This window comes from Calothrix sp. PCC 7507 (genome assembly GCF_000316575.1).
Taxonomy (GTDB): Bacteria; Cyanobacteriota; Cyanobacteriia; order Cyanobacteriales; family Nostocaceae; genus Fortiea.
The window spans coordinates 4,381,839-4,400,758 of sequence record NC_019682.1; the positions used below are offsets into that span (position 1 = coordinate 4,381,839).

The following is an 18,920-nucleotide window of genomic DNA, read 5'->3' on the forward strand; positions in this document are numbered from 1 at the left end:
GTGAACAATCTTACAGCAGTTTTCAGATAAGTGAGGTACAGTTTTAAATCGCAAGATCTGTAGGGGCGCGGGGTTTCCCCGCCCTCGATATCGTACACTGGATTGTGAAAGCACCTCAAAGAGGGAATAAATATAGGTAAGAGCAAATGACAGTTTATCAAGTTCGACTGATCAATCCAGCAATTGAGTTAGATCGCACTATTCAAGTACCAGATGATCAATATATTCTCGACATTGCCGAAGACGTTGGTATTCGCCTACCATCTGGGTGTAAACAAGGTGAATGTTCTGCTTGTGTAGCCAAACTTGTCAGCGGTGAAGTTGATCAAAGTGAGCAAAAATTTCTGCGTCCCCAAGAAATACAAGCTAGTTATGTTGTTACTTGTGTAAGTTACCCCTTGTCTGACTGCACTTTAGAAACTCATCAAGAACAAGTTTTATATAAAACCTCGCTTTACTATCAACAGTAAACGCTGTGGTAAATAAGTCGGCAAGAATAAACTCAGATATGTTAAAAAATCTAAATATGCCTAAAACCCTTAGAGGATGTTTGTAAAGTCCGAGAAGGTATAATTTTGTCATTCAGACTAGAGCGTAGCGTAAGGAAGAATCTAGGTTTTGGGCGCATACTGAGATGTTGAACGCAGCCTAGCGGAGTGAAATATGACATGGAAAGACCCTTTTAAAACATCCTCTTACAAATGACTAATGACAAATGATAAACCCTGCCAGTTAGTTTTATTCGCACCGCCTTACTTAAAACAATCTACCCAGTGGTAGAAGCTGGATCTATCTTGTAAGAGATGTTGAAGTCGAGCAAATTGTTAAAGATGGTATCAGGAGTTTCAAACAAACCATCCATCTCTAACTTTTTTAGGTGAAAACCATGTGGACAATGTTCTTTACTGCGCTCGCTACAGCTTTAAGCTTACTGATTGTCGATTTAGTCGTTCCCGGCGTTAATATCGCTAATTTCCCTGCAGCTTTGATTGCTGCTTTAGTGATTGGACTAATTAACGGTTCAGTTAAGCCAGTTCTCGCCACTCTTTCTCTACCTCTTAACTTTCTCACATTGGGAGCATTTTCCCTCGTGATCAACGGTTTATGTTTCTGGTTAGCAGCAGTACTGGTTCCTGGGTTCTCAGTTCACGGAATAATCGCTTTTCTTCTCGGTCCAGTGATTCTATCTTTCGCTAACACCTTCATCAACAAATACTTCGCCGAGAAAAATCTTATTCTCAACAGCAGTGGCGATATCAAAACCTCAGGTGAATTACCTTCTAGATAAGTATCAGTGGGAGTAGAAGTGTGAATGAGTTTCTACCCCCTAATATCTCCGAATTAAGATAATTTATTAGGCAGATTTTCTAATTCGGCATCTGCAAAAGAATGTAACCCAATAAAATCACATAACTGTAGTACCAAAATCATGAAATTAGTTCGTTTTCTTCTCGGTTTGTTAGTGCCTCCTTTAGGCGTGTTTCTAACAGTTGGCGTCGGTCCCACTCTACTGATTAACGTTTTACTGACACTTCTAGGCTGGCTTCCTGGTAGTATTCATGCAGTCTGGGTTATTGCCAAGCATGAGGAACAATTGGGTAGACAGGGAAGCATTTACTAGGATTTAAGTTTGACTTAACATCTCATCGGATATAGATAGCAAAATAGGGTAGAGATTATCTACCCTATTTTTATATCTACTAATGTAGCGATTTTCACTCAGATGCAATGTTGAGCGGGAAACCAGAACAGGGAAATAGGGCGGGGAAACCCCGCCCCTACGATTTCAATGATCAAAATACTTATTTTTTAGTCAATTGCTCTTCTTTATTCGCAGGTTCTTTGTCTTTGAAAACATCTGCGGCTGCTAGCAATAAATCCCTCAAAGTTTGTTTAAGCTGGCGTTCTTTTTTAGCGATCGCTGTACCTGCTTCACCAATCTGATCTTCTAGCTGCGATCGCTTCTGTTCTACCTGTGTGGCTAAGGCTTCTGCTTGGGGACGAGCTTGACTATACCAGTTTTTCGCCTCATCTAAATAATCTTTAACCTCTTCCGAACGTCCGCCGTAACGTGCTGCTAAGTTAGCACGCACAATAGCTAGTTGTGCTTGTAGTTGAGCGTAACGTTTCTTTAACAAAGATACTTCCTCGCTATTTTTTATCGCATTCACAGCTGAGTCTACCGCAGTCTTAGTACTAGCAGATTTTTCTCTATTTGTTTCTTCAACCTCTGCTAGGATCACCTCAACTTCTTGCTGGAGTTGTTCTTCTTCGCTATCTAATTGAGCTTGTAGTCTCTTGAGTTCTGTCTGAGTTTTAGCGATCGCTTCGTGTCGTTTGCTATTTACCCCTTCTAATGCACCTTCAATTGAAGCTGTAACTTCTTCTTTGAGTTCGCCACCTTTTTCCTGGAAATTTTCAATTACAGCAGAGACAGCATCTTGAACAATGGTACGAATTTCACTGGAACCTGCTTTAAACTCAGAAGCTACTTGCGAAACGGCGGATTTGACAATTTCCCGAATTCGTTCAGTTCTTAAGTGTCCAGTTTCTTTAGCTTGTTGTAGCTCTTCTTGGATTTTCTCTTTGATGTTGCCAGCCATTTTTAACTCTGGGGATTTAGATAATTTGGATAAAAATTTTTAGAGGCATAATGCTCTACTTTGATTATGACGTAGCTCTTTTGGGCAAGGCACTTCCTTTAGATAGAAAATTGTGTGAGATTCTCGACTTTTTTGAGACGTTGGGAATCTCACCTTTGCTGGATTCCCTTTTTATGAGATGATTAATAGCTGCTGATAATAATTGAAAGTTAATTATGTGGCGAGTCAATATTACTTGTTCAGAAGAAGCCTGGAAGTTCAAGGCGACTGAGTTTAAAACATTGGCAGACAAATATCAAGGTAATTGTATCTCTTCTAAGAAAATGCCTAATGGTACACGCCTCATGGCATATAAAATTGAGGATGTCAGCGATGCTGAATCTTTTCAGGAAGAGTGCGGAAATTGGGCTGGATTTACATCTGACTTTGAATCCTTATAGCGCTTCCCATTCAAATGAAGTACAAAAATATATCACGCTGTGTAGGGGCATGGCAGTGCCATGCCCTTACCGATGTACCTCACGCTTGTCGAGAAATGCTATATAAGATTGCTTCTGCAATCTATCTAAACTAAGAACAAAAAACAAGTCAGAATCTGGAGAATTTGAGTGAAAAAACTACTAACCTTGGCATTACTTATTTTCTGTTTATTAACAAGTATTTTTACCCCATCTGCTATTGCCTTAGATACAGTTAACGGCTCACAAATCTTTAGCGTTCAGTGTGCTGGTTGTCATCTCAATGGCGGTAATATTGTCAGGCGAGGTAAAACTCTAAAACAGAAAGCACTCAAGAGATATGGGATGGATTCTCTTGAGGCGATTACAGACATTGTGACTAATGGTAAAAGTAATATGTCAGCCTATAAAGACCGCTTGAATGCACAGCAAATTCAAGATGTCGCTGCTTACGTTTTAGAACAAGCTGAAAAAGACTGGCGTTAAATCAGTTAACAGTTAACAGTTAAATAATTCAAAGTTAAACATTTCTAAAAAATATGTCACTACCCGCATCAAGCTATCTCCAATTTACCCCTGATTTAAACATATGCCGGATTTTAAATGGTATGTGGCAAGTCTCAGGCGGACACGGACGCATTGATACTAAATCTGCTATTCAATCGATGTTTAAATATATCGATGCAGGCTTTAATACTTGGGATTTAGCAGACCATTATGGACCTGCTGAAGACTTGATTGGTGAGTTTCGTCGTCAACTAGCCGCTACCCGTGGACAAGCTGCTTTATCTCATGTGCAAGCTTTCACAAAATGGGTACCTCGTCCTGGGAAAATGACCCGAAAAATCGTTGAGGAAAATATCAATATTTCTTTGAGAAGGATGGATGTAGAATCATTAGATTTACTGCAATTTCATTGGTGGGAATACAAAGATAATAATTACATTTATGCCCTCAAATATATGGCAGAATTACAAACTGAGGGCAAAATTAAACATTTAGCTTTGACTAATTTTGATGCTAAACATCTACAAATTATTATTGAGGCTGGTATCAAAATTGTTTCTAATCAAGTGCAATTTTCCCTAGTTGACCGCCGTCCTGAAGTTAATATGATTCAGTTGTGTCAACAGCATAGTATTAAACTATTTACCTATGGCTCTATTTGTGGTGGTTTGTTATCAGAAAAGTATTTGGGTAAACCAGAACCGCGAGGTCTAGAACTAACTACTATTAGCTTGAAGAAATATAAAAATATGATCGATGCTTGGGGGGGTTGGGGTTTATTTCAAGAGTTGCTTTTTACCCTCAAAAAAATTGCGGATAAACACGGGGTCAGTATCTCTAATGTAGCGGTACGTTATGTATTAGATCAACCTGCAGTAGGAGGCGTGATTGTTGGTGCGAGATTGGGGATATCTGAACATTTGGAAGACAACGCCAAAGTATTTAATTTGGCTCTAGATGGTGAGGATTTAAATTTAATAAATGCTGTATCTATCCAGTCGCGAGATTTGTATCAGTCAATCGGCGATTGTGGCGACGAATATCGGCGATGACAGGCCAGCGAATGGATCAAAAATGATGAAAGTTAAGTTTCCGCGTCTGGAATACTTCATCAAGTTCAGAACTGTTGAGGAAGTCAAGGAAAAACTAACACTTCCAAACCCATCCATATCGCTATGATTGAGATGCCACAGTTTCTCTGTCAGCCATGATCCAAATCACCCTCACCGAAGCCCAACAGCACCTTCCCGAAATCATCTCAGGACTCCAACCCGGCGAAGAAGTGCAAATTCTCCAAGATGATCAGCCAATCGCTCGTCTGATCATGGATGGTCTACGACCGATTGAAGTTCATCGGACAACCCAGCGTCAACCCCGCGTTCCTGGCCAATATGAAGGTCAATTCATTGTTCCAAACAATTTCAACGATCCTTTACCTGACGATATCCTGGACGGGTTTCTCAATCCTGCCGATCTTCACTGATCCATGAGAGCCATACTCGACACCCATGCCATACTCTGGTGGGTCACCAACAATCCCCAACTTTCTCCAGCAGTTCGCGACATTATTACTAATTCTGATAACACCCTATATCTCAGCGTTGCTAGCAGTTGGGAAATTATCATCAAATTCAATACCGGGAAACTGCCGCTTCCAGAGCTACCCACTCAATTTATCCAGTCTTGTCTGAGTGTCAACCACTTCGAGAGCATGGCGATTGACCTACCCCACGTCTTCCAACTCAATACCCTACCCGATCATCACAAAGATCCTTTTGATCGCATCCTCATCGCACAGGCTCAAGTCGAAAATATCCCGATTTTGACGGTGGATAGGCTGATTGTTCAGTATTCCGTGCAAACCATTTGGTAAATCAGCGGCGGCAGACAACCTCAAACTCAGCACCAGTAGCTTTCATCCGTCCGCTGCATTTGAATTGTTATGCGTTTTTCTCAACAGCCTTCTTTAGAATGTAGATAGCTCACGTACCATTCTGAGTGTAGAATCGCAGGTTCTAAATGGATTACAATATCCTCTTTTCTGACACCGCCAGCAATGAGCGCCTGGGTTAAGCTTTCCTCAAAGTTGTCTTCCTCGATAATAATTTGATTATCAACCAAACGAGCATGAAACAGAATGTTATCGATCCAGCGTTGTTTATCCCAGCCAGTAGCTAGAACAAGAAAATGACCTGAATCGATATCACAAACCGGATAAAGTTTGATCGCCTGCAAACGGGGTTGGTCGATCGCCGCATCTTGCACCGTTTTCTTCAAAATCTCTGCATAACTCAATGTTTGCTCCATTGAAGAATGACCTCCTGGCTAGGTTCATAGAATTTCTATGTGTAGCATCCCATCTAATACCCCCAATTGCCCAATCTGAATAATTAAGCTGACCTGAAGCGATCGCTCTTAATCCTCTTTTTCAACTGTTGCCAAGTCAACCCGTCAGCATGACAGGCGAGGTAAACTGTTGGAATTGACTGTTTTACAACATATTGTCCTATGCCTGATTTTTTATTAGAAGTTGGTACAGAAGAACTACCTGCAAGCTTTCTGCGTGAGGCGATCGCTCAATGGCTTGAGCGCATTCCCCAAAGTCTCTTTACCAACAACCTCACCAGTGATGCTGTGGAAGTCTACGGTACTCCTAGGCGTTTGGCTGTACTAATTACAGGTTTACCATCCCAGCAACCAGACCGGGAAGAGGAAATTAAAGGGCCACCCGCCCAAGCAGCCTTTAAAGATGGTAAGCCCACACCAGCAGCAATAGGCTTTGCCAAAAAGCAAGGTGTAGAAATCGATGCGCTACAAATTCGCCCTACAGATAAAGGGGAATTTGTCTTTGTCAACAAAAGCATTCCTGGCCGTCCAGTGGCAGAAATCCTCACAGAACTAGTTCCCCATTGGATTTTGGGTTTAGAAGGTAAGCGGTTGATGCGCTGGGGTGATGGAGACGTGAGGTTTTCTCGCCCAATTCGCTGGCTGGTAGCTTTGTTAGATGCGGTAGTGTTGCCGATGGAATTGGTGAATGCTTCTAAGATAGTGAAAAGCGATCGCCTTTCTCGCGGTCATCGGGTCTTACATCCAGAAGTTGTGACAATTCCCCACGCTACCGATTATGTCACCACCCTCCGCTCTGCCTACGTTGTAGTTAATGCTGAAGAACGGGCAAAAACGATCACTGAACAAGTCCATTCATCTGTGCAAAAGTTAAATGGCTATGTGGAAATCTACCCAGATTTGTTAGCAGAAGTCACTAACTTAGTAGAATGGCCTTCGCCAGTAATTGGTAAATTTGAAGCTGAATTTTTGAATTTACCAACAGAAGTAACTACCACCGTGATGGTGAGTCATCAACGTTATTTTCCTGTATTCAAAGCCGCAGATAGCAAAGAATTACTACCCAATTTCATCACCATTTCCAACGGTGATCCTCGCAAAGCAGATATCATTGCTGTGGGTAACGAAAGAGTGATTCGCGCTCGGTTAGCAGATGGACAGTTTTTCTATAAAACTGATTTAGCCAAGCCCTTAGAAAGCTTTTTACCGCAGTTAGAAAAAGTCACTTTCCAAGAAGATTTAGGTTCCTTGCGTGCCAAGGTAGATAGAATCGTTAAAATTGCTGCACAAATAGCAGTCCAATTACAACTAGGAGAAAATGAACGCCAAAATATTCAAAGAGCAGCTTTGCTTTGTAAAGCTGACTTAGTTACCCAAATGGTCTATGAATTCCCCGAGTTGCAAGGAGTAATGGGCGAAAAATATGCTTTAGCCAGTGGCGAACCAGCAGAAGTTGGTAGAGCAATTTTTGAACATTATTTACCACGGGGAGCCGATGATATTTTACCCCAAACCCTCACAGGTCAAATTGTTGCTTTAGCTGACAAATTAGACACCTTAATCAGTATCTTTGGATTGGGATTAATCCCCTCTGGTTCCTCTGATCCCTTTGCCTTGCGGCGGGCAGCTAATGCAGTAATTAACATTACATGGTTTGCTAATTTGCCTGTGAATTTAGCGCAGTTGTTAGAGCAAATCACTACGGATTTTGCTGGTGCTTATAACAAAGAGCAAACACCATTAGTCACCACTTTGCGAGACTTTTTCTTACAACGCATTCGCACCTTACTGCAAGAAGAAAAACAGATTGATTATGACCTAGTCAATGCTGTATTGGGCGAGAATGACCCAGAATATACAGAACGGGCTTTAAAAGATTTATTAGATGTCCGCGATCGCGCTTTATATCTGCAAGAGATTCGCAATAATGGCATTTTAGAAAACATCTATGAAACCGTTAACCGTTCCACGCGGCTAGCAGCCCAAGGCGATTTGGATACACAACAATTAGATCCCACAAACCTAGTTCACAAAGAACTCTTCCAAAAGTCTTCCGAGGCTGCTTTTTATGATGCCATAGTCGATTTAATGCCCCAAACACAAGCAGCCCAGCAGTCACGAAACTATCAACTGTTAGTAGCAGCGTTAGGAAAAATTACGCCTACTGTTAGTAGCTTTTTTGATGGGGCAGATAGTGTTTTAGTAATGGACTCAGATCCGCAAATCAAGCGTAATCGGTTACATTTACTCGGATTACTTCGCAATCACGCCCGTGTTTTAGCCGACTTCGGTGCGATCGTCAAAAATTTGTAGCATAAGTCAACAAAAGGTGGTGTAATTTTAGCTAATAAACGCTACCATAAGATGTGCTTAACCAGGGACCTCTGCTACATTTACAGTCTATGCCCAGAGCTTCAGTTATTGGATTGGGAAAGTCCGGTATTGCAGCGGCGAGATTGTTGAAACAGGAAGGCTGGGAGGTGGAGTTATGCGATCGCAACACCTCCCCAACCCTCCTTCAACAACAACAAGAACTCGCTGCCGAGCAAATAACCGTTAAACTGGGGTATTCCCTGGAATTTAATAATTCTGATTTACCCCAATTAATAGTAGTTAGTCCTGGCGTGCCTTGGGATATTCCCGCATTAATCAAGGCGCGAGAATTAGGCATTGAAACTATGGGCGAAATGGAACTCGCTTGGCAACATTTGCAATCTCTACCTTGGGTGGGAATTACTGGTACGAACGGCAAAACAACTACCACCGCATTGATTGCCGCCATTTTTCAAGCAGCAGGATTAAACGCTCCAGCCTGCGGTAATATTGGCTACGCTGCCTGTGAAGTTGCTCTGTCTTGGAGGCAGGGAGCAGGGAGCAGGGAGCAGGGAGTAATAAGTGATAATTCTCCAGTCCCCAGTCCCCAGTCCCCAGTCCCCATTGACTGGGTGATTGCAGAAATTAGTAGCTATCAAATAGAATCTTCTGCCACCATTGCGCCCCGCATTGGTGTTTGGACAACTTTCACACCGGATCACCTCAGCCGCCATAGAACTTTAGATAACTACTACGACATTAAAGCCAAACTATTGCGTCAGTCGCAATTGCAAGTGTTCAATGGCGATGATGCTTATCTTAGCAAGGTGGGTTTAAGTCATTGGCCTGATGCTTATTGGACAAGTGTTAAAGGTCAAAAATATCTCATTGGCGAACAAGGCTTTTATATTGAAGATGGCTGGGTTGTGGAAAAATTAACTGCAAATACTCCGCCAAAACCTGTTGTAGAAGTATCTGCTTTGCGGATGGTGGGAGAACACAACCAACAAAATTTACTCATGGCTGTAGCTACGGCGCGGTTAGCAGGAATTGAACCCGATGCTATTGGGCGTGGGGTGCGAGAATTTCCTGGTGTTGCACATCGTTTGGAACACATCTGCAGTTGGGAAGGCATTGATTTCATCAATGACAGCAAAGCCACTAACTACGATGCCGCAGAAGTTGGTTTAACATCCGTTAAGAGTCCAGCAATTTTGATTGCTGGGGGCGAAGCTAAAGCTGGTGATGACACTGGCTGGCTAGCAAAAATTCAATCCCAAGCCGCCGCTGTCTTATTAATTGGTGCTGCTGCTCCCGCATTTGCCCAACGCCTGCAAGAGGTGGGTTACGGTAATTATGAAATTGTGGAAACAATGGAAAGAGCAGTTCCCAAGTCAGCGGAATTAGCCAAACAGTATCAAGCGTCTGTGGTGTTGCTTTCTCCAGCTTGTGCGAGTTTCGATCAGTATCCTAATTTTGAAGTGCGGGGCGACCATTTCCGGCAACTATGCTTAGATTGGGTAGGAAATCAGCATTAACTACCACCCGAGATATCTAGTTCCCCATAGACATTAATACTAAATGTAAATTCAATTTGGAGGTCATTCTCTCTATAGGTTGCAGGTAAAGGTACAAACGGTGCTGCTCGCTTAACAGCGCTTAATGCTGTTTCATCAGTAACACTGAATCCTGATACCGTTTCTTTGTGAAGCTGCATATAATTCGCCCCCCGGCTATCGCCGTCCCCCCTTACCAAGGGGGGACTACAGGGGGGTATTATTATGTGCATCTTCATACAAAATAGGTATGAGCTTTGGGAAATCCGGAGATTGCTCACTTGACCTGAACGTTGAATAGTAAAGTGCAGCACTGACTGTCGAGATGATTGGGTGAGTGTAGGTAGCCATTGCTCTTTTACTTTCCGCTGTAGTTCTTTGAGGTAAGGGCCTAAGTTTGTATCTTGACGAGCATCAACACCATTGGCAGCAGGATTGACGCGGCTGGAATTCGTTAGGGCTGCTGCATAGTTGTCTCCTAAATCACGGCTGGACAAACTAATTGGTCCCCCCAAGCTGCTGGCTGCACCTGATTTTAGAGGTGGTTGAGGTGAAGATGGCGTTTTTGGTAATCCTGGTGTTTTAGCAGGAGTAACTCTAGTTCTCTGAGGTAGAAAATCTGTGGGTGTGGGTGTTGGCTGTCTGTTGATGGGCGTGACTGCTATTTTCTTAGGTTTAGCAACTGATGGACTAGCTGGTGCAACTTCTGTTGGCGTAGGTATGGGCGCTGGCTGTGTGCGGGTGGGTGTGACTGCGATTTTCTCAGGGGTAGGGGCTGGTGGACTAGCTAGTGCAACTTCTGTTGGCGTAGGTATGGGTGCTGGCTGTGTGCGGGTGGGTGTGGCTGCGATTTCTGCTTGTTTGGTCTGCTGTTTTTGAGCAGATAGATTTTTAGGAACAACAGAATCTTGAAGTCTGGTAATTTTCCCACCTGTAACAGAATCATTTGCCGCTCGTTTAGAGGTTTCCTTGGGTGGTTTGGCCTCTTCAGGAGGAACTTCAACGTACTCAATGGGAATTGCTTGTGAAAACTTTTGCTTTTGCTCAAGTGCAGCAGATGTCAGCCAATAATTACCCCAAAACAATAGAATAGAGTGCAGGAGAAAGGAAGTAGCTAGGCCAAAAAGCACATCTGTTGGTTGCTCACTCTTACTTCGCTGGAAGTTATCAGACATAGCCATATTATTGTGCCTTCCTAGCAGCAGCTTCAATAGTCTACCGAGATATTTAGGAATTGGCACTATTTCATCTGTCTATTTACCTGTAGTCTCTACCCAACATGTTCGATGGGTGGCGAGGCGATCGCTTTACACATTAAGAACGTCGGACATTCAAACAACACCACTCTTTGCGTTTCCACAAGGTAGCCACAACCCAGCCATTTTGTTCTAAAGCATCAGCTACAGCTTTGGATTGCTCGAGCAGGATACCACTAAAAATCCCCCAAGTTGTGGGTTTGACGATCGCACTCATTTCTGGAACTAGTTCAACAATCACATCAGCTAAAATATTGCAGACGATGCCATCTACTGGTTTTCCCACGAGTTGCGGCAAAATGTCTACGCTGCCTTCTGCTGAGATCAAGCGTTCTGGACTAATATCATTGAGGGCGCGATTGCTGAATGTCGATTTCACTGCCAAGGGATCAGTATCCACTGCATAGGCTGTTGCTGCTCCCAATAATAATGCCCCTATCGAAAGGATACCAGAACCACAGCCAATATCCGCAATAATCACAGGCTCTTGTTGGCTAGCTGCATCAGTGAAAGATGTAGGTATTTCACTCAACCGCATTTCCAGGGACTCTAGACATAACTGAGTTGTAGCGTGGTTGCCAGTGCCAAATGCTACACCTGGATCAAGGCGAATCACCAGCCGGGTAGAGTTTTCTGGTTGTGGTAGCCAGGCGGGATTGATCAAAAAGCGATCGCCTATTTCTTGTGGTGTCCAATATTGCTTCCAGCTACTAGCCCAATCTTCCTCATCGATTAATTGCCAGTGCAAACTAGGAATAGAAAGTTCTACACACAAAGCATCTTGACGCAACCAAAGCGATAACGCTGCTAAATCTAGTAGCTGTGCTTGAAAACTCGGCAGGTAAGCCCGTACCAGGGAGGAACTACCTTTGCCTTCGCTAGCTGTGCCACGGCAGCCAAAATTCTCCAGTCGCCAAAAGATAGAATCTTCTAGGTCTGGTTCACATAAAATCCGTAGTTCCCACCAAGTGTTTGCCATCTTAGAGTGCTGAGTGCTGAGTGTTGAGTAGTGAGTCTGAGAAAGTTAATAGTTGTGAGTTACAAGTTATAAGTGATCTTATCTACTCCTAACTCTTCACTCCTAACTTTTTTCTTCACTCAGCACTCGTTACTCACCACTCAGCACTCTATAGTGTTACCGTATACGCGTCTCGAATTCCTGGCACTTTGATAATCTCAGCCAAAATACCTTCAGGTAAAGGATCATCGATACTGAGTGCCATCACTGCATCACCACGGACGATTTTCCGTCCTACTTGCATACTGGCAATATTGACATTAAAACTGCCGAGTAAGGAACCTAGTTTACCAATGATCCCTGGCATATCGCGGTGCAGGGTGAATAGCATATACTTACTCGGCGGGACGTTAATCGGGAAACCATCAACGTCGGTGAGGTGGATTTCTTTCTCACCCAACAAAGCACCAGTGACAGAATGAGTTCCTAAAGTCCCTGTGGCTTCTAGATGCAGCGAACCGGCATAGTCACGAGCCGATGCGTCTCGCGTCTCAATCACCCGGATTCCCCGCTCTTTGGCTTCGATGCTGGCATTAACGTAATTTACCCGTTCCCGCAGTGCTTGATAAAGTAGACCTTTGAGGGCTGCTACTACCAAAGGCTGACTCTTGTTGGTGGCTAGTTCACCTTGCAGGCGGACGTTGAGTAATTCTACTCGACCGCCAGCTAGCTGTCCTACTAGGTTTCCTAAAGTCTCAGCCAGTTCCATGTAGGGTTTGAGTTCTTCCAACACGTCAGGGCCGAGTCCGGGAATGTTGACCGCAGAACGCGCTGGTAGCCCCAAGAGGACATCGCGGATTTGTTCGGCGACATCTATAGCGACATTCACCTGCGCTTCGGCGGTGGAGGCTCCTAAATGGGGGGTGAGGATGACTTCTTTACCGAGCGATCGCAAGTCTGATTCACCTAATGGTTCTGACTCGAACACATCTAAGGCAGCACCTGCAATTGTACCCTCTTTAATTGCCACTGCTAACGCTGCTTCATCGATGATGCCACCGCGAGCGCAGTTAACAATACGGGCAGTGGGTTTCATCTTCGCCAGGGTTTTGGCGTTGATTAAGTGGGTGGTTTCTGGGGTTTTGGGGATATGCAAGGTGATATAGTCTGCTTGCTGCATGAGCAAATCTAAATCCACTAGCTGACAGCCAATTTGTTCGGCGCGTTCTGTAGAAATGAAAGGGTCGAAAGCTAGTAGCTTCATGCCCATTGCTTTAGCTACAGCTGCCACATGAGAGCCAATTTTACCTAACCCAACAATGCCGAGAGTTTTTTTATAAACCTCTGCACCGACAAAGGTTTTGCGATCCCACTCACCCCGTTTCACTGAAGCATTAGCATCAGGAATATGGCGAGATAAGGACAAAATCATGGCGATCGCATGTTCAGCTGCCGCGATCGTGTTACCCTCTGGAGAATTCACTACGACAATTCCGCGACGCGTCGCCGCCGGAACATCAACATTATCCACACCTACACCAGCACGACCGATAATTTTTAACTGCGTGCCGGCTTCAATGATTTCTTGAGTAACGCGGGTACCAGAGCGAATCATTAGTGCATCATATTCACCAATGATTTCTACCAGTTCTGCTGGTTTTAAACCTGTTTTGACATCAACAGTAGCAACTTGGGATAAAATGTCAATTCCAGCCTGGTCAATAGGATCGGAGACGAGAACCTTAGACATGATTACTTCATTTAAAGCTACAGGTTTTGCTGCACAAGACTTTTAAGTTTAGTCTTTATCCGTCGCAATTCAGCAAAAATGTTTGTTTTAATATCAACTTATCCTGAACTGATGTCTTTTTGGTGATGGTATGGGAACATCAGTTATTGGGGTGATATGGCGCTGCCTCCTATGTTTGAAGATGAGTGGCGGTTTGCCCCACCTCTGGCTAAATATAAACCATTAACAGCACCAATCATCTATATATTTATTAATAGTTAAGAGTTACCTAAAGTTTTTAGGTGTGAGGCTCTGTAAGTCAGTCCAGGTTGCTATTCTACCAGTATTGTTTTTAACATTTACCATCTGATACACCAATACCGTAATGCCAGAAAGGATCTGGTGGATTCTGCCAGTGCGATCGCAATTCCTCGTAGGAACCCAACACATGATATCAAGAAAATAGAAATTATTTAAACAACCAAATACTTAATTCAACGATAAAAATTAACGCTTCAAACATTGTATAAAATGTTGGGTTACGCTACGCTGCACCCAACCTTGTATCTTAGAATATAGTAGTAGACCGTCCCTGCTCCTCCGCTCCTCTGCTTTTTCACAGCGTTTTATCGTTGGGAACAGTTCCAGCCCAACAAGCTTTATGTTGCTCGAAAACTGATAATGTAAAGGTGACTTTTTCAGAGATTGTTTATGAATCGGTTATTTCGGCGATATCATCGCCAGATTGCGATCATTTTATGTTTGCCCTTGTTTTTAACTGTGCTAACTGGCTTGAGTTTTACCATTGCCCATGAATGGTTGCACCAAAACGAGTTAGGCGAATTTCTTCTGGGACTTCACACCCTAGAAATTATACATTTAGAGAAAATTTATCCCATCTTGAATGGTTTGGGTTTAGTGGGATTATTGATTACTGGTGTGAGCATGACAGGTTTGTTTCGCTCACGAGCCTAAATAGTATAGTGTTACGCAAAGCAGCTGCTCGCTAAACATCGCTTGTTGTATTTAATAGTTTTGTAGGTGATACCTATTTTGTATGAAGATGCACATAATAATACCCCCCTGTAGTCCCAGGGCTGTTTCGTTCCCTCTCAAACAGGATTTGTCAAGATGGTTAGCGATAAAAATCATAAGTATGGGTAACGATGAAACAGAATATTCAGCACATAAATAACAGTACGATTGTCTATTTTCTCGATACCCAGGTAGCAAAATCATCAATTTTATTTTGCTAGAACCCTTGATTTTTCAAGCTTCTTAGGGAATGAAACAGCCCTGCCTTACCAAGGGGGGACGGCGATAGCCGGGGGGTGAATTATATGCAGCTTCACAAAGAAACGGTATGAGTTTATCGCCAGTGCGAACCCATTCATAAGTTTGACTTTCGCGTTTGTTGATTTTACATAAGCATTTACAGCAAACGCGAACTCATTTATAGCTTTTGCCTTCGCATTTGTTGATTTTACATAAGCATTTACGGCAAATGCGAACCCATTTATAGCTTTTGCCTTCACGTTTGTATTTTCTTCAAACCTGTGAGTCATAGACTTGAAAAGCGATCGCTGTTAATATACCTCGTCATGACTACCAATATCGACGAACACGGCTTTGGCATCCTCTGTAAAATAGAACAACACTCTTTCGTCGTAATCTACGCTAAAACTCCAAAATTCCTTGAGTTTGCCTGACAGTTTGTGCGTTTTCAAACCCGGATCAAACGGATCTATGGTGAACTGCTCCAATTTCTACCAAAACTTCGCTTCTAAATCCGCATTACCTTTGAAGCGTTTTTTGAAAGCACGTTTAAATGAAGAACTGAAACTGACTTCCAAGATTATTCCTCTATGTAGTTGTCTCAGTTCATGAATACTGGCAGAAAATTTCAGTTCACCTTTTTGTTGTTCAGCTTGCGCTGACTGGAAATTTTCATATATCTGTTCACACTGTTCCTCACGAAGATATTGTTTCAACAGCAGTTGAATTTCTTGCTTTTCTTCAGTGGACAGACTTTTGATTGCTTCGACTACATCACTGAAAGTCATAGTCTACCAAACCTTGAAATTATTTAAACAACCAAATACTTAATTCAACGATAAAAATCAACGCTGCAAATTTTGTAAAAAATGTTGGGTTACGCTACGCTGCACCTAACCTACGAATCGATGCTGCCTCCTATGTTTGAAGATGAGTGGCTGTTTGCTCCACCTCTGGGTAAATATAAACCATGAACAGCACCAAGCATCTATATATTCATTAATAGTTAAGAGTTACCTAAAGTTTTTAGAGGTGAGGCTCTGTAAGTCAGCCCAAGTTGCTATCCTACAAGTATTGTTTTTAACATTTACTATTCGCATTGAGTATATCAATAACCAAGTGCTTTGATGCAAGTATAAATTAATGTAAATAAATTGCTGTCATGATGGCTTGTTTGAAATATTTCTACGTTACACTATTTACTAAAGTTTTTGGCATTAGCATCACTTTCTGTGTGATTACTCATTTGATTTTCTGTAACTTATGAAGTTTCATCAGTATAATTTGCAACAGGCTTCCCTGGCAATACTGCTATTAAGCAGTTTATTTATTGCAGGGTGTACAAGCCCACCATCAAAGGTAGCATTTAAGGTGATTTTCCATCGATAGGAAGCGAGAAAGAACAAATCCAAAGATAGAAAAAGAGGAATCTTTAAATGACCACAATGAGAAGTATAATTTACCGTACATTTGCTTTTTTGTTGGCCTTTAGCATAGCTATAACATCGGTTACTAAGTCGGCTAATGCTTTAGGAGCGGATAGTGTAATAGGCCAATTTTCACAGGTAAGAACCATAGTAGTACATACAACGAATGTAAAGAATACATCCAGCTTTGAAAATTTATCTATCTTCTACAACAAAACATTCCAGCCTTTACTTTTGCCAAGCACGATATTAAGGGACTTTGCGATAGAGTGTGAAAAGAAGTGGAACCCTATTTTAAATTTTGTAGGGGGTTGCCTTTTCGTAATTGACGGAGTGCTTAACTTGGCACATCACTTAGCAAGTAGTTGATGAACAAATCAAAGTGTCTGGGGCGCATCCCACTTTTTTGTATGTCATTGCGAGCGAAACGAAGCAATCGCAAAATCTCCGACTAAGAGCGAGCCCATGCGATTGCTTTATCATTCCTCCCCATCAAGCAGATATTTCACTATATATTCGCCAATTTAGACAAACTTTGCGATCGCTCAAATACCCGATTCTTTTTAGAGACTAACGAGTAAGACTAGGATCAACGTTTTCCAGGTAATCGCGAAAGATTTGATGTGCAGTTTTGTGGTCGCCTTCTGGAGTCATATCGCACAACCACCATATAAGATTACTTTGATAACATCTTGGTTGATCTGTGGCAATTAACCTGCCAAGATGTTCACAATTCCAACCAACGAAATTGTACTCCCAACTAGCAAAAACATAAAGGGCTTGTTTAAGTCGCTCAATTGTTTGCTTTGGCGCAAAAGCGATCTGGTCAATACCAAGAACGAATTTAGCTTCCTTTCTTTCAAATAAACACAACCCACTACCTGTATCAAAAATGTGAACATCTGATACACCAATACCGTAATGCCAGAAAGGCTCTGGTGGATTCTGCCAGTTCAGTAAACGTCCATATCGCTTACTTAAAGGGTCGGCAAGATGCTCGATTGCTTCTATTGTTTTCTCGACTTGGTCTAGGGATAATGACATAACATAAAGACAAATTTACTACTTATTTACTGGCAATTTAGCATTTTTATAACCCCATAACTGTGCGATAATGCGCTTCAATCTGCCCCACAGTTTGAGACTTACGCTGAGTATCCCACTGACTGCGGTTAAATAATTCTTGCCGCAATTCATCAACATTAATGGTTGTCACTTTGGCATTAGCAACAATTTGTTTACCATTCACCCAAGCACTATCAACCACGTTTGTCGGACGACCTAAAACTAATAAACCGATGGGGTCTGTGCGGGGGAGTAATGATAAATTTGTGAGGTCGTAAAGAACTAAATCAGCTTGTTTACCAACAGTTAAAGAACCGAGTTTATCTGCTAAATTCAATCCTTTTGCACCGCCTAAAGCTGCCATTTCTACAGATTGTCGAGGTGTAATCCAGTGCTGATAATCTAAATCGGTAACGTTGTGCAAAATCGAACCAATTTTGATGGCTTCTAGCAAGTCTTGGGAGTCATTACTGGAAGCACCATCACAACCAAAAGCGACGTTTACCCCAGCTTGGCGATATTTTAAAATGGGGGCGATACCACTGCCTAAACGCAAATTGCTTAAGGGATTGTGAACGACTGTAGATTGAGTTTGGGCAAGGATGGCAATATCAGCATCACTTAAATGGACACAATGGGCAAGTGAAGTCCGATCGCCCAAATACCCAAGTCTTTTTAAATGTTCAACAGCAGTACAACCGTACTTTTCTTGGGCAAGTCTTTCCTGTGCTTTGGTTTCGAGTAGATGGGAGTGACGACACAAATTATAGCGATCGCTTAACGCAATACACCCAGTAAACAAAGCATCTGAACACAATTGTATGCCCGTAGGGGCAACTAAAATTTCCACACCCTCGTCTGGGCGGTGAAACTGTCTCACCGCCTCTTCAATGACTTCCAGGGTGGCTATAGTTGAACGAAAATAAGGCTCATGAGTTTGGGCTGACTCCCCGGATGGGATACCAGCGGTAATCGATTCATCTTGAATTAGCGGGGCGACAAAGGCGCGAATTCCTACTTCTCGGTAAGCTTTGATGGCGGTGGCGATCGTTTCTAATTCTTTTCCGGGAATTAACACCAGATGATCTACCACACTCGTACCACCGGAAAGGAGGGTTTCTACGGCTGTTCCCAAAGCGCTGAGATAAACCTGTTCTGGATCGAGGGGCGCAAAATCATACAGTTCGGCTAGCCATAACTCTAAAGGCAAAACTGACATGATTCCCCGTTGCCACATTTCTGAGGAATGGGTGTGGGCGTTGAAAAATCCCGGTAACAGGAGCTTATTTTTACCATCAATAACAGTACCCACAATGTCTAGATGCGTTGCAATAGCGGCAATTTTGCCATCCACTATCTGTACATCTACGGTGGTGTAACCGTCCTCAATAGCGATTAAAACATTCTGAATAGTAAAGGTCATAATA

Annotated in this window: 19 protein-coding genes; 11 read left to right on the forward strand and 8 right to left on the reverse strand. The window is 42.7% G+C overall.

Features of this window, described 5'->3' with window-relative positions; translation table 11 throughout:
- Window positions 1-146 precede the first annotated feature (146 nt).
- From CAL7507_RS18690 to CAL7507_RS18700, 3 genes are all read left to right on the forward strand, one after another.
- Window positions 147-470 (forward strand): 2Fe-2S iron-sulfur cluster-binding protein, encoded by a 324-nt coding sequence (locus tag CAL7507_RS18690; RefSeq protein ID WP_015130050.1) that lies wholly within the window; start codon window positions 147-149, stop codon window positions 468-470.
- Window positions 471-886: 416 nt separating this feature from the next.
- Complete coding sequence (locus CAL7507_RS18695; RefSeq protein WP_015130051.1) at window positions 887-1,288, forward strand: phage holin family protein; 402 nt, start codon at window positions 887-889, stop codon at window positions 1,286-1,288.
- Window positions 1,289-1,429: 141 nt separating this feature from the next.
- On the forward strand, window positions 1,430-1,621 hold the full coding sequence (locus tag CAL7507_RS18700) for a YqaE/Pmp3 family membrane protein (RefSeq protein WP_015130052.1): 192 nt from the start codon (window positions 1,430-1,432) through the stop codon (window positions 1,619-1,621).
- Between the two features lie 181 nt (window positions 1,622-1,802).
- Here CAL7507_RS18700 and CAL7507_RS18705 read toward each other — a convergent pair whose 3' ends face one another.
- Window positions 1,803-2,603, reverse strand: coding sequence for a hypothetical protein (locus tag CAL7507_RS18705; RefSeq protein ID WP_015130053.1), 801 nt, complete (start codon window positions 2,601-2,603; stop codon window positions 1,803-1,805).
- A 215-nt stretch (window positions 2,604-2,818) separates the two neighbouring features.
- On the opposite strand from CAL7507_RS18705, the gene CAL7507_RS18710 reads away from it, so the two are divergent.
- From CAL7507_RS18710 to CAL7507_RS18730, 5 genes are all read left to right on the forward strand, one after another.
- Window positions 2,819-3,043 carry a hypothetical protein gene (locus CAL7507_RS18710; protein WP_015130054.1) on the forward strand — a complete coding sequence of 75 codons (225 nt, stop codon included), beginning with the start codon at window positions 2,819-2,821 and terminating at the stop codon, window positions 3,041-3,043.
- Between the two features lie 168 nt (window positions 3,044-3,211).
- The gene (petJ, locus tag CAL7507_RS18715; RefSeq protein WP_015130055.1) at window positions 3,212-3,547 is read left to right on the forward strand and encodes a cytochrome c6 PetJ; all 336 of its coding nucleotides are present in this window, start codon (window positions 3,212-3,214) and stop codon (window positions 3,545-3,547) included.
- 53 nt (window positions 3,548-3,600) lie between these two features.
- The gene (locus tag CAL7507_RS18720) at window positions 3,601-4,620 is read left to right on the forward strand and encodes an aldo/keto reductase (RefSeq protein ID WP_015130056.1); all 1,020 of its coding nucleotides are present in this window, start codon (window positions 3,601-3,603) and stop codon (window positions 4,618-4,620) included.
- A 155-nt stretch (window positions 4,621-4,775) separates the two neighbouring features.
- Entirely contained in the window at window positions 4,776-5,051 is a 276-nt protein-coding gene (locus tag CAL7507_RS18725; RefSeq protein WP_015130057.1) for a type II toxin-antitoxin system Phd/YefM family antitoxin, read from the forward strand.
- Between the two features lie 3 nt (window positions 5,052-5,054).
- Window positions 5,055-5,441, forward strand: a complete 387-nt coding sequence (locus CAL7507_RS18730; protein ID WP_015130058.1) for a type II toxin-antitoxin system VapC family toxin — start codon at window positions 5,055-5,057, stop codon at window positions 5,439-5,441.
- Window positions 5,442-5,521: 80 nt separating this feature from the next.
- Here CAL7507_RS18730 and CAL7507_RS18735 read toward each other — a convergent pair whose 3' ends face one another.
- Window positions 5,522-5,875 carry an element excision factor XisI family protein gene (locus CAL7507_RS18735; protein ID WP_015130059.1) on the reverse strand — a complete coding sequence of 118 codons (354 nt, stop codon included), beginning with the start codon at window positions 5,873-5,875 and terminating at the stop codon, window positions 5,522-5,524.
- 201 nt (window positions 5,876-6,076) lie between these two features.
- Between CAL7507_RS18735 and glyS the strand changes: the two genes are divergently transcribed.
- Both glyS and murD read left to right on the forward strand, forming a co-directional pair.
- Window positions 6,077-8,227, forward strand: coding sequence for a glycine--tRNA ligase subunit beta (glyS, locus tag CAL7507_RS18740; protein ID WP_015130060.1), 2,151 nt, complete (start codon window positions 6,077-6,079; stop codon window positions 8,225-8,227).
- 89 nt (window positions 8,228-8,316) lie between these two features.
- A complete protein-coding gene (murD, locus tag CAL7507_RS18745; RefSeq protein ID WP_015130061.1) occupies window positions 8,317-9,765 on the forward strand; it encodes a UDP-N-acetylmuramoyl-L-alanine--D-glutamate ligase in 1,449 nt (482 codons plus the stop codon).
- On the opposite strand, the gene CAL7507_RS18750 is transcribed toward murD, so the two are convergent.
- The 3 genes from CAL7507_RS18750 to serA all read right to left on the reverse strand — a co-directional run bounded on the left by CAL7507_RS18750 (window position 9,762) and on the right by serA (window position 13,747).
- Window positions 9,762-11,024, reverse strand: coding sequence for a hypothetical protein (locus CAL7507_RS18750; RefSeq protein WP_160166344.1), 1,263 nt, complete (start codon window positions 11,022-11,024; stop codon window positions 9,762-9,764). The two genes, murD and CAL7507_RS18750, sit on opposite strands and share 4 nt — an antisense overlap.
- A gap of 73 nt (window positions 11,025-11,097) precedes the next feature.
- A complete protein-coding gene (prmA, locus tag CAL7507_RS18755) occupies window positions 11,098-12,018 on the reverse strand; it encodes a 50S ribosomal protein L11 methyltransferase (protein ID WP_015130063.1) in 921 nt (306 codons plus the stop codon).
- Between the two features lie 148 nt (window positions 12,019-12,166).
- Window positions 12,167-13,747, reverse strand: a complete 1,581-nt coding sequence (serA, locus tag CAL7507_RS18760) for a phosphoglycerate dehydrogenase (protein ID WP_015130064.1) — start codon at window positions 13,745-13,747, stop codon at window positions 12,167-12,169.
- A 690-nt stretch (window positions 13,748-14,437) separates the two neighbouring features.
- Here serA and CAL7507_RS18765 point away from each other — a divergent pair.
- Window positions 14,438-14,701, forward strand: coding sequence for a hypothetical protein (locus CAL7507_RS18765; RefSeq protein WP_015130065.1), 264 nt, complete (start codon window positions 14,438-14,440; stop codon window positions 14,699-14,701).
- Window positions 14,702-15,492: 791 nt separating this feature from the next.
- Here the strand turns inward: CAL7507_RS18765 and CAL7507_RS18775 are convergent.
- The 3 genes from CAL7507_RS18775 to CAL7507_RS18790 all read right to left on the reverse strand — a co-directional run bounded on the left by CAL7507_RS18775 (window position 15,493) and on the right by CAL7507_RS18790 (window position 18,916).
- On the reverse strand, window positions 15,493-15,789 hold the full coding sequence (locus tag CAL7507_RS18775) for a hypothetical protein (protein ID WP_015130068.1): 297 nt from the start codon (window positions 15,787-15,789) through the stop codon (window positions 15,493-15,495).
- A gap of 1,209 nt (window positions 15,790-16,998) precedes the next feature.
- On the reverse strand, window positions 16,999-17,472 hold the full coding sequence (locus CAL7507_RS18785) for a hypothetical protein (RefSeq protein WP_015130070.1): 474 nt from the start codon (window positions 17,470-17,472) through the stop codon (window positions 16,999-17,001).
- Between the two features lie 46 nt (window positions 17,473-17,518).
- Window positions 17,519-18,916: an amidohydrolase gene (locus CAL7507_RS18790; RefSeq protein ID WP_015130071.1), complete on the reverse strand. Its 1,398-nt coding sequence runs from the start codon at window positions 18,914-18,916 to the stop codon at window positions 17,519-17,521.
- Window positions 18,917-18,920 lie beyond the last annotated feature (4 nt).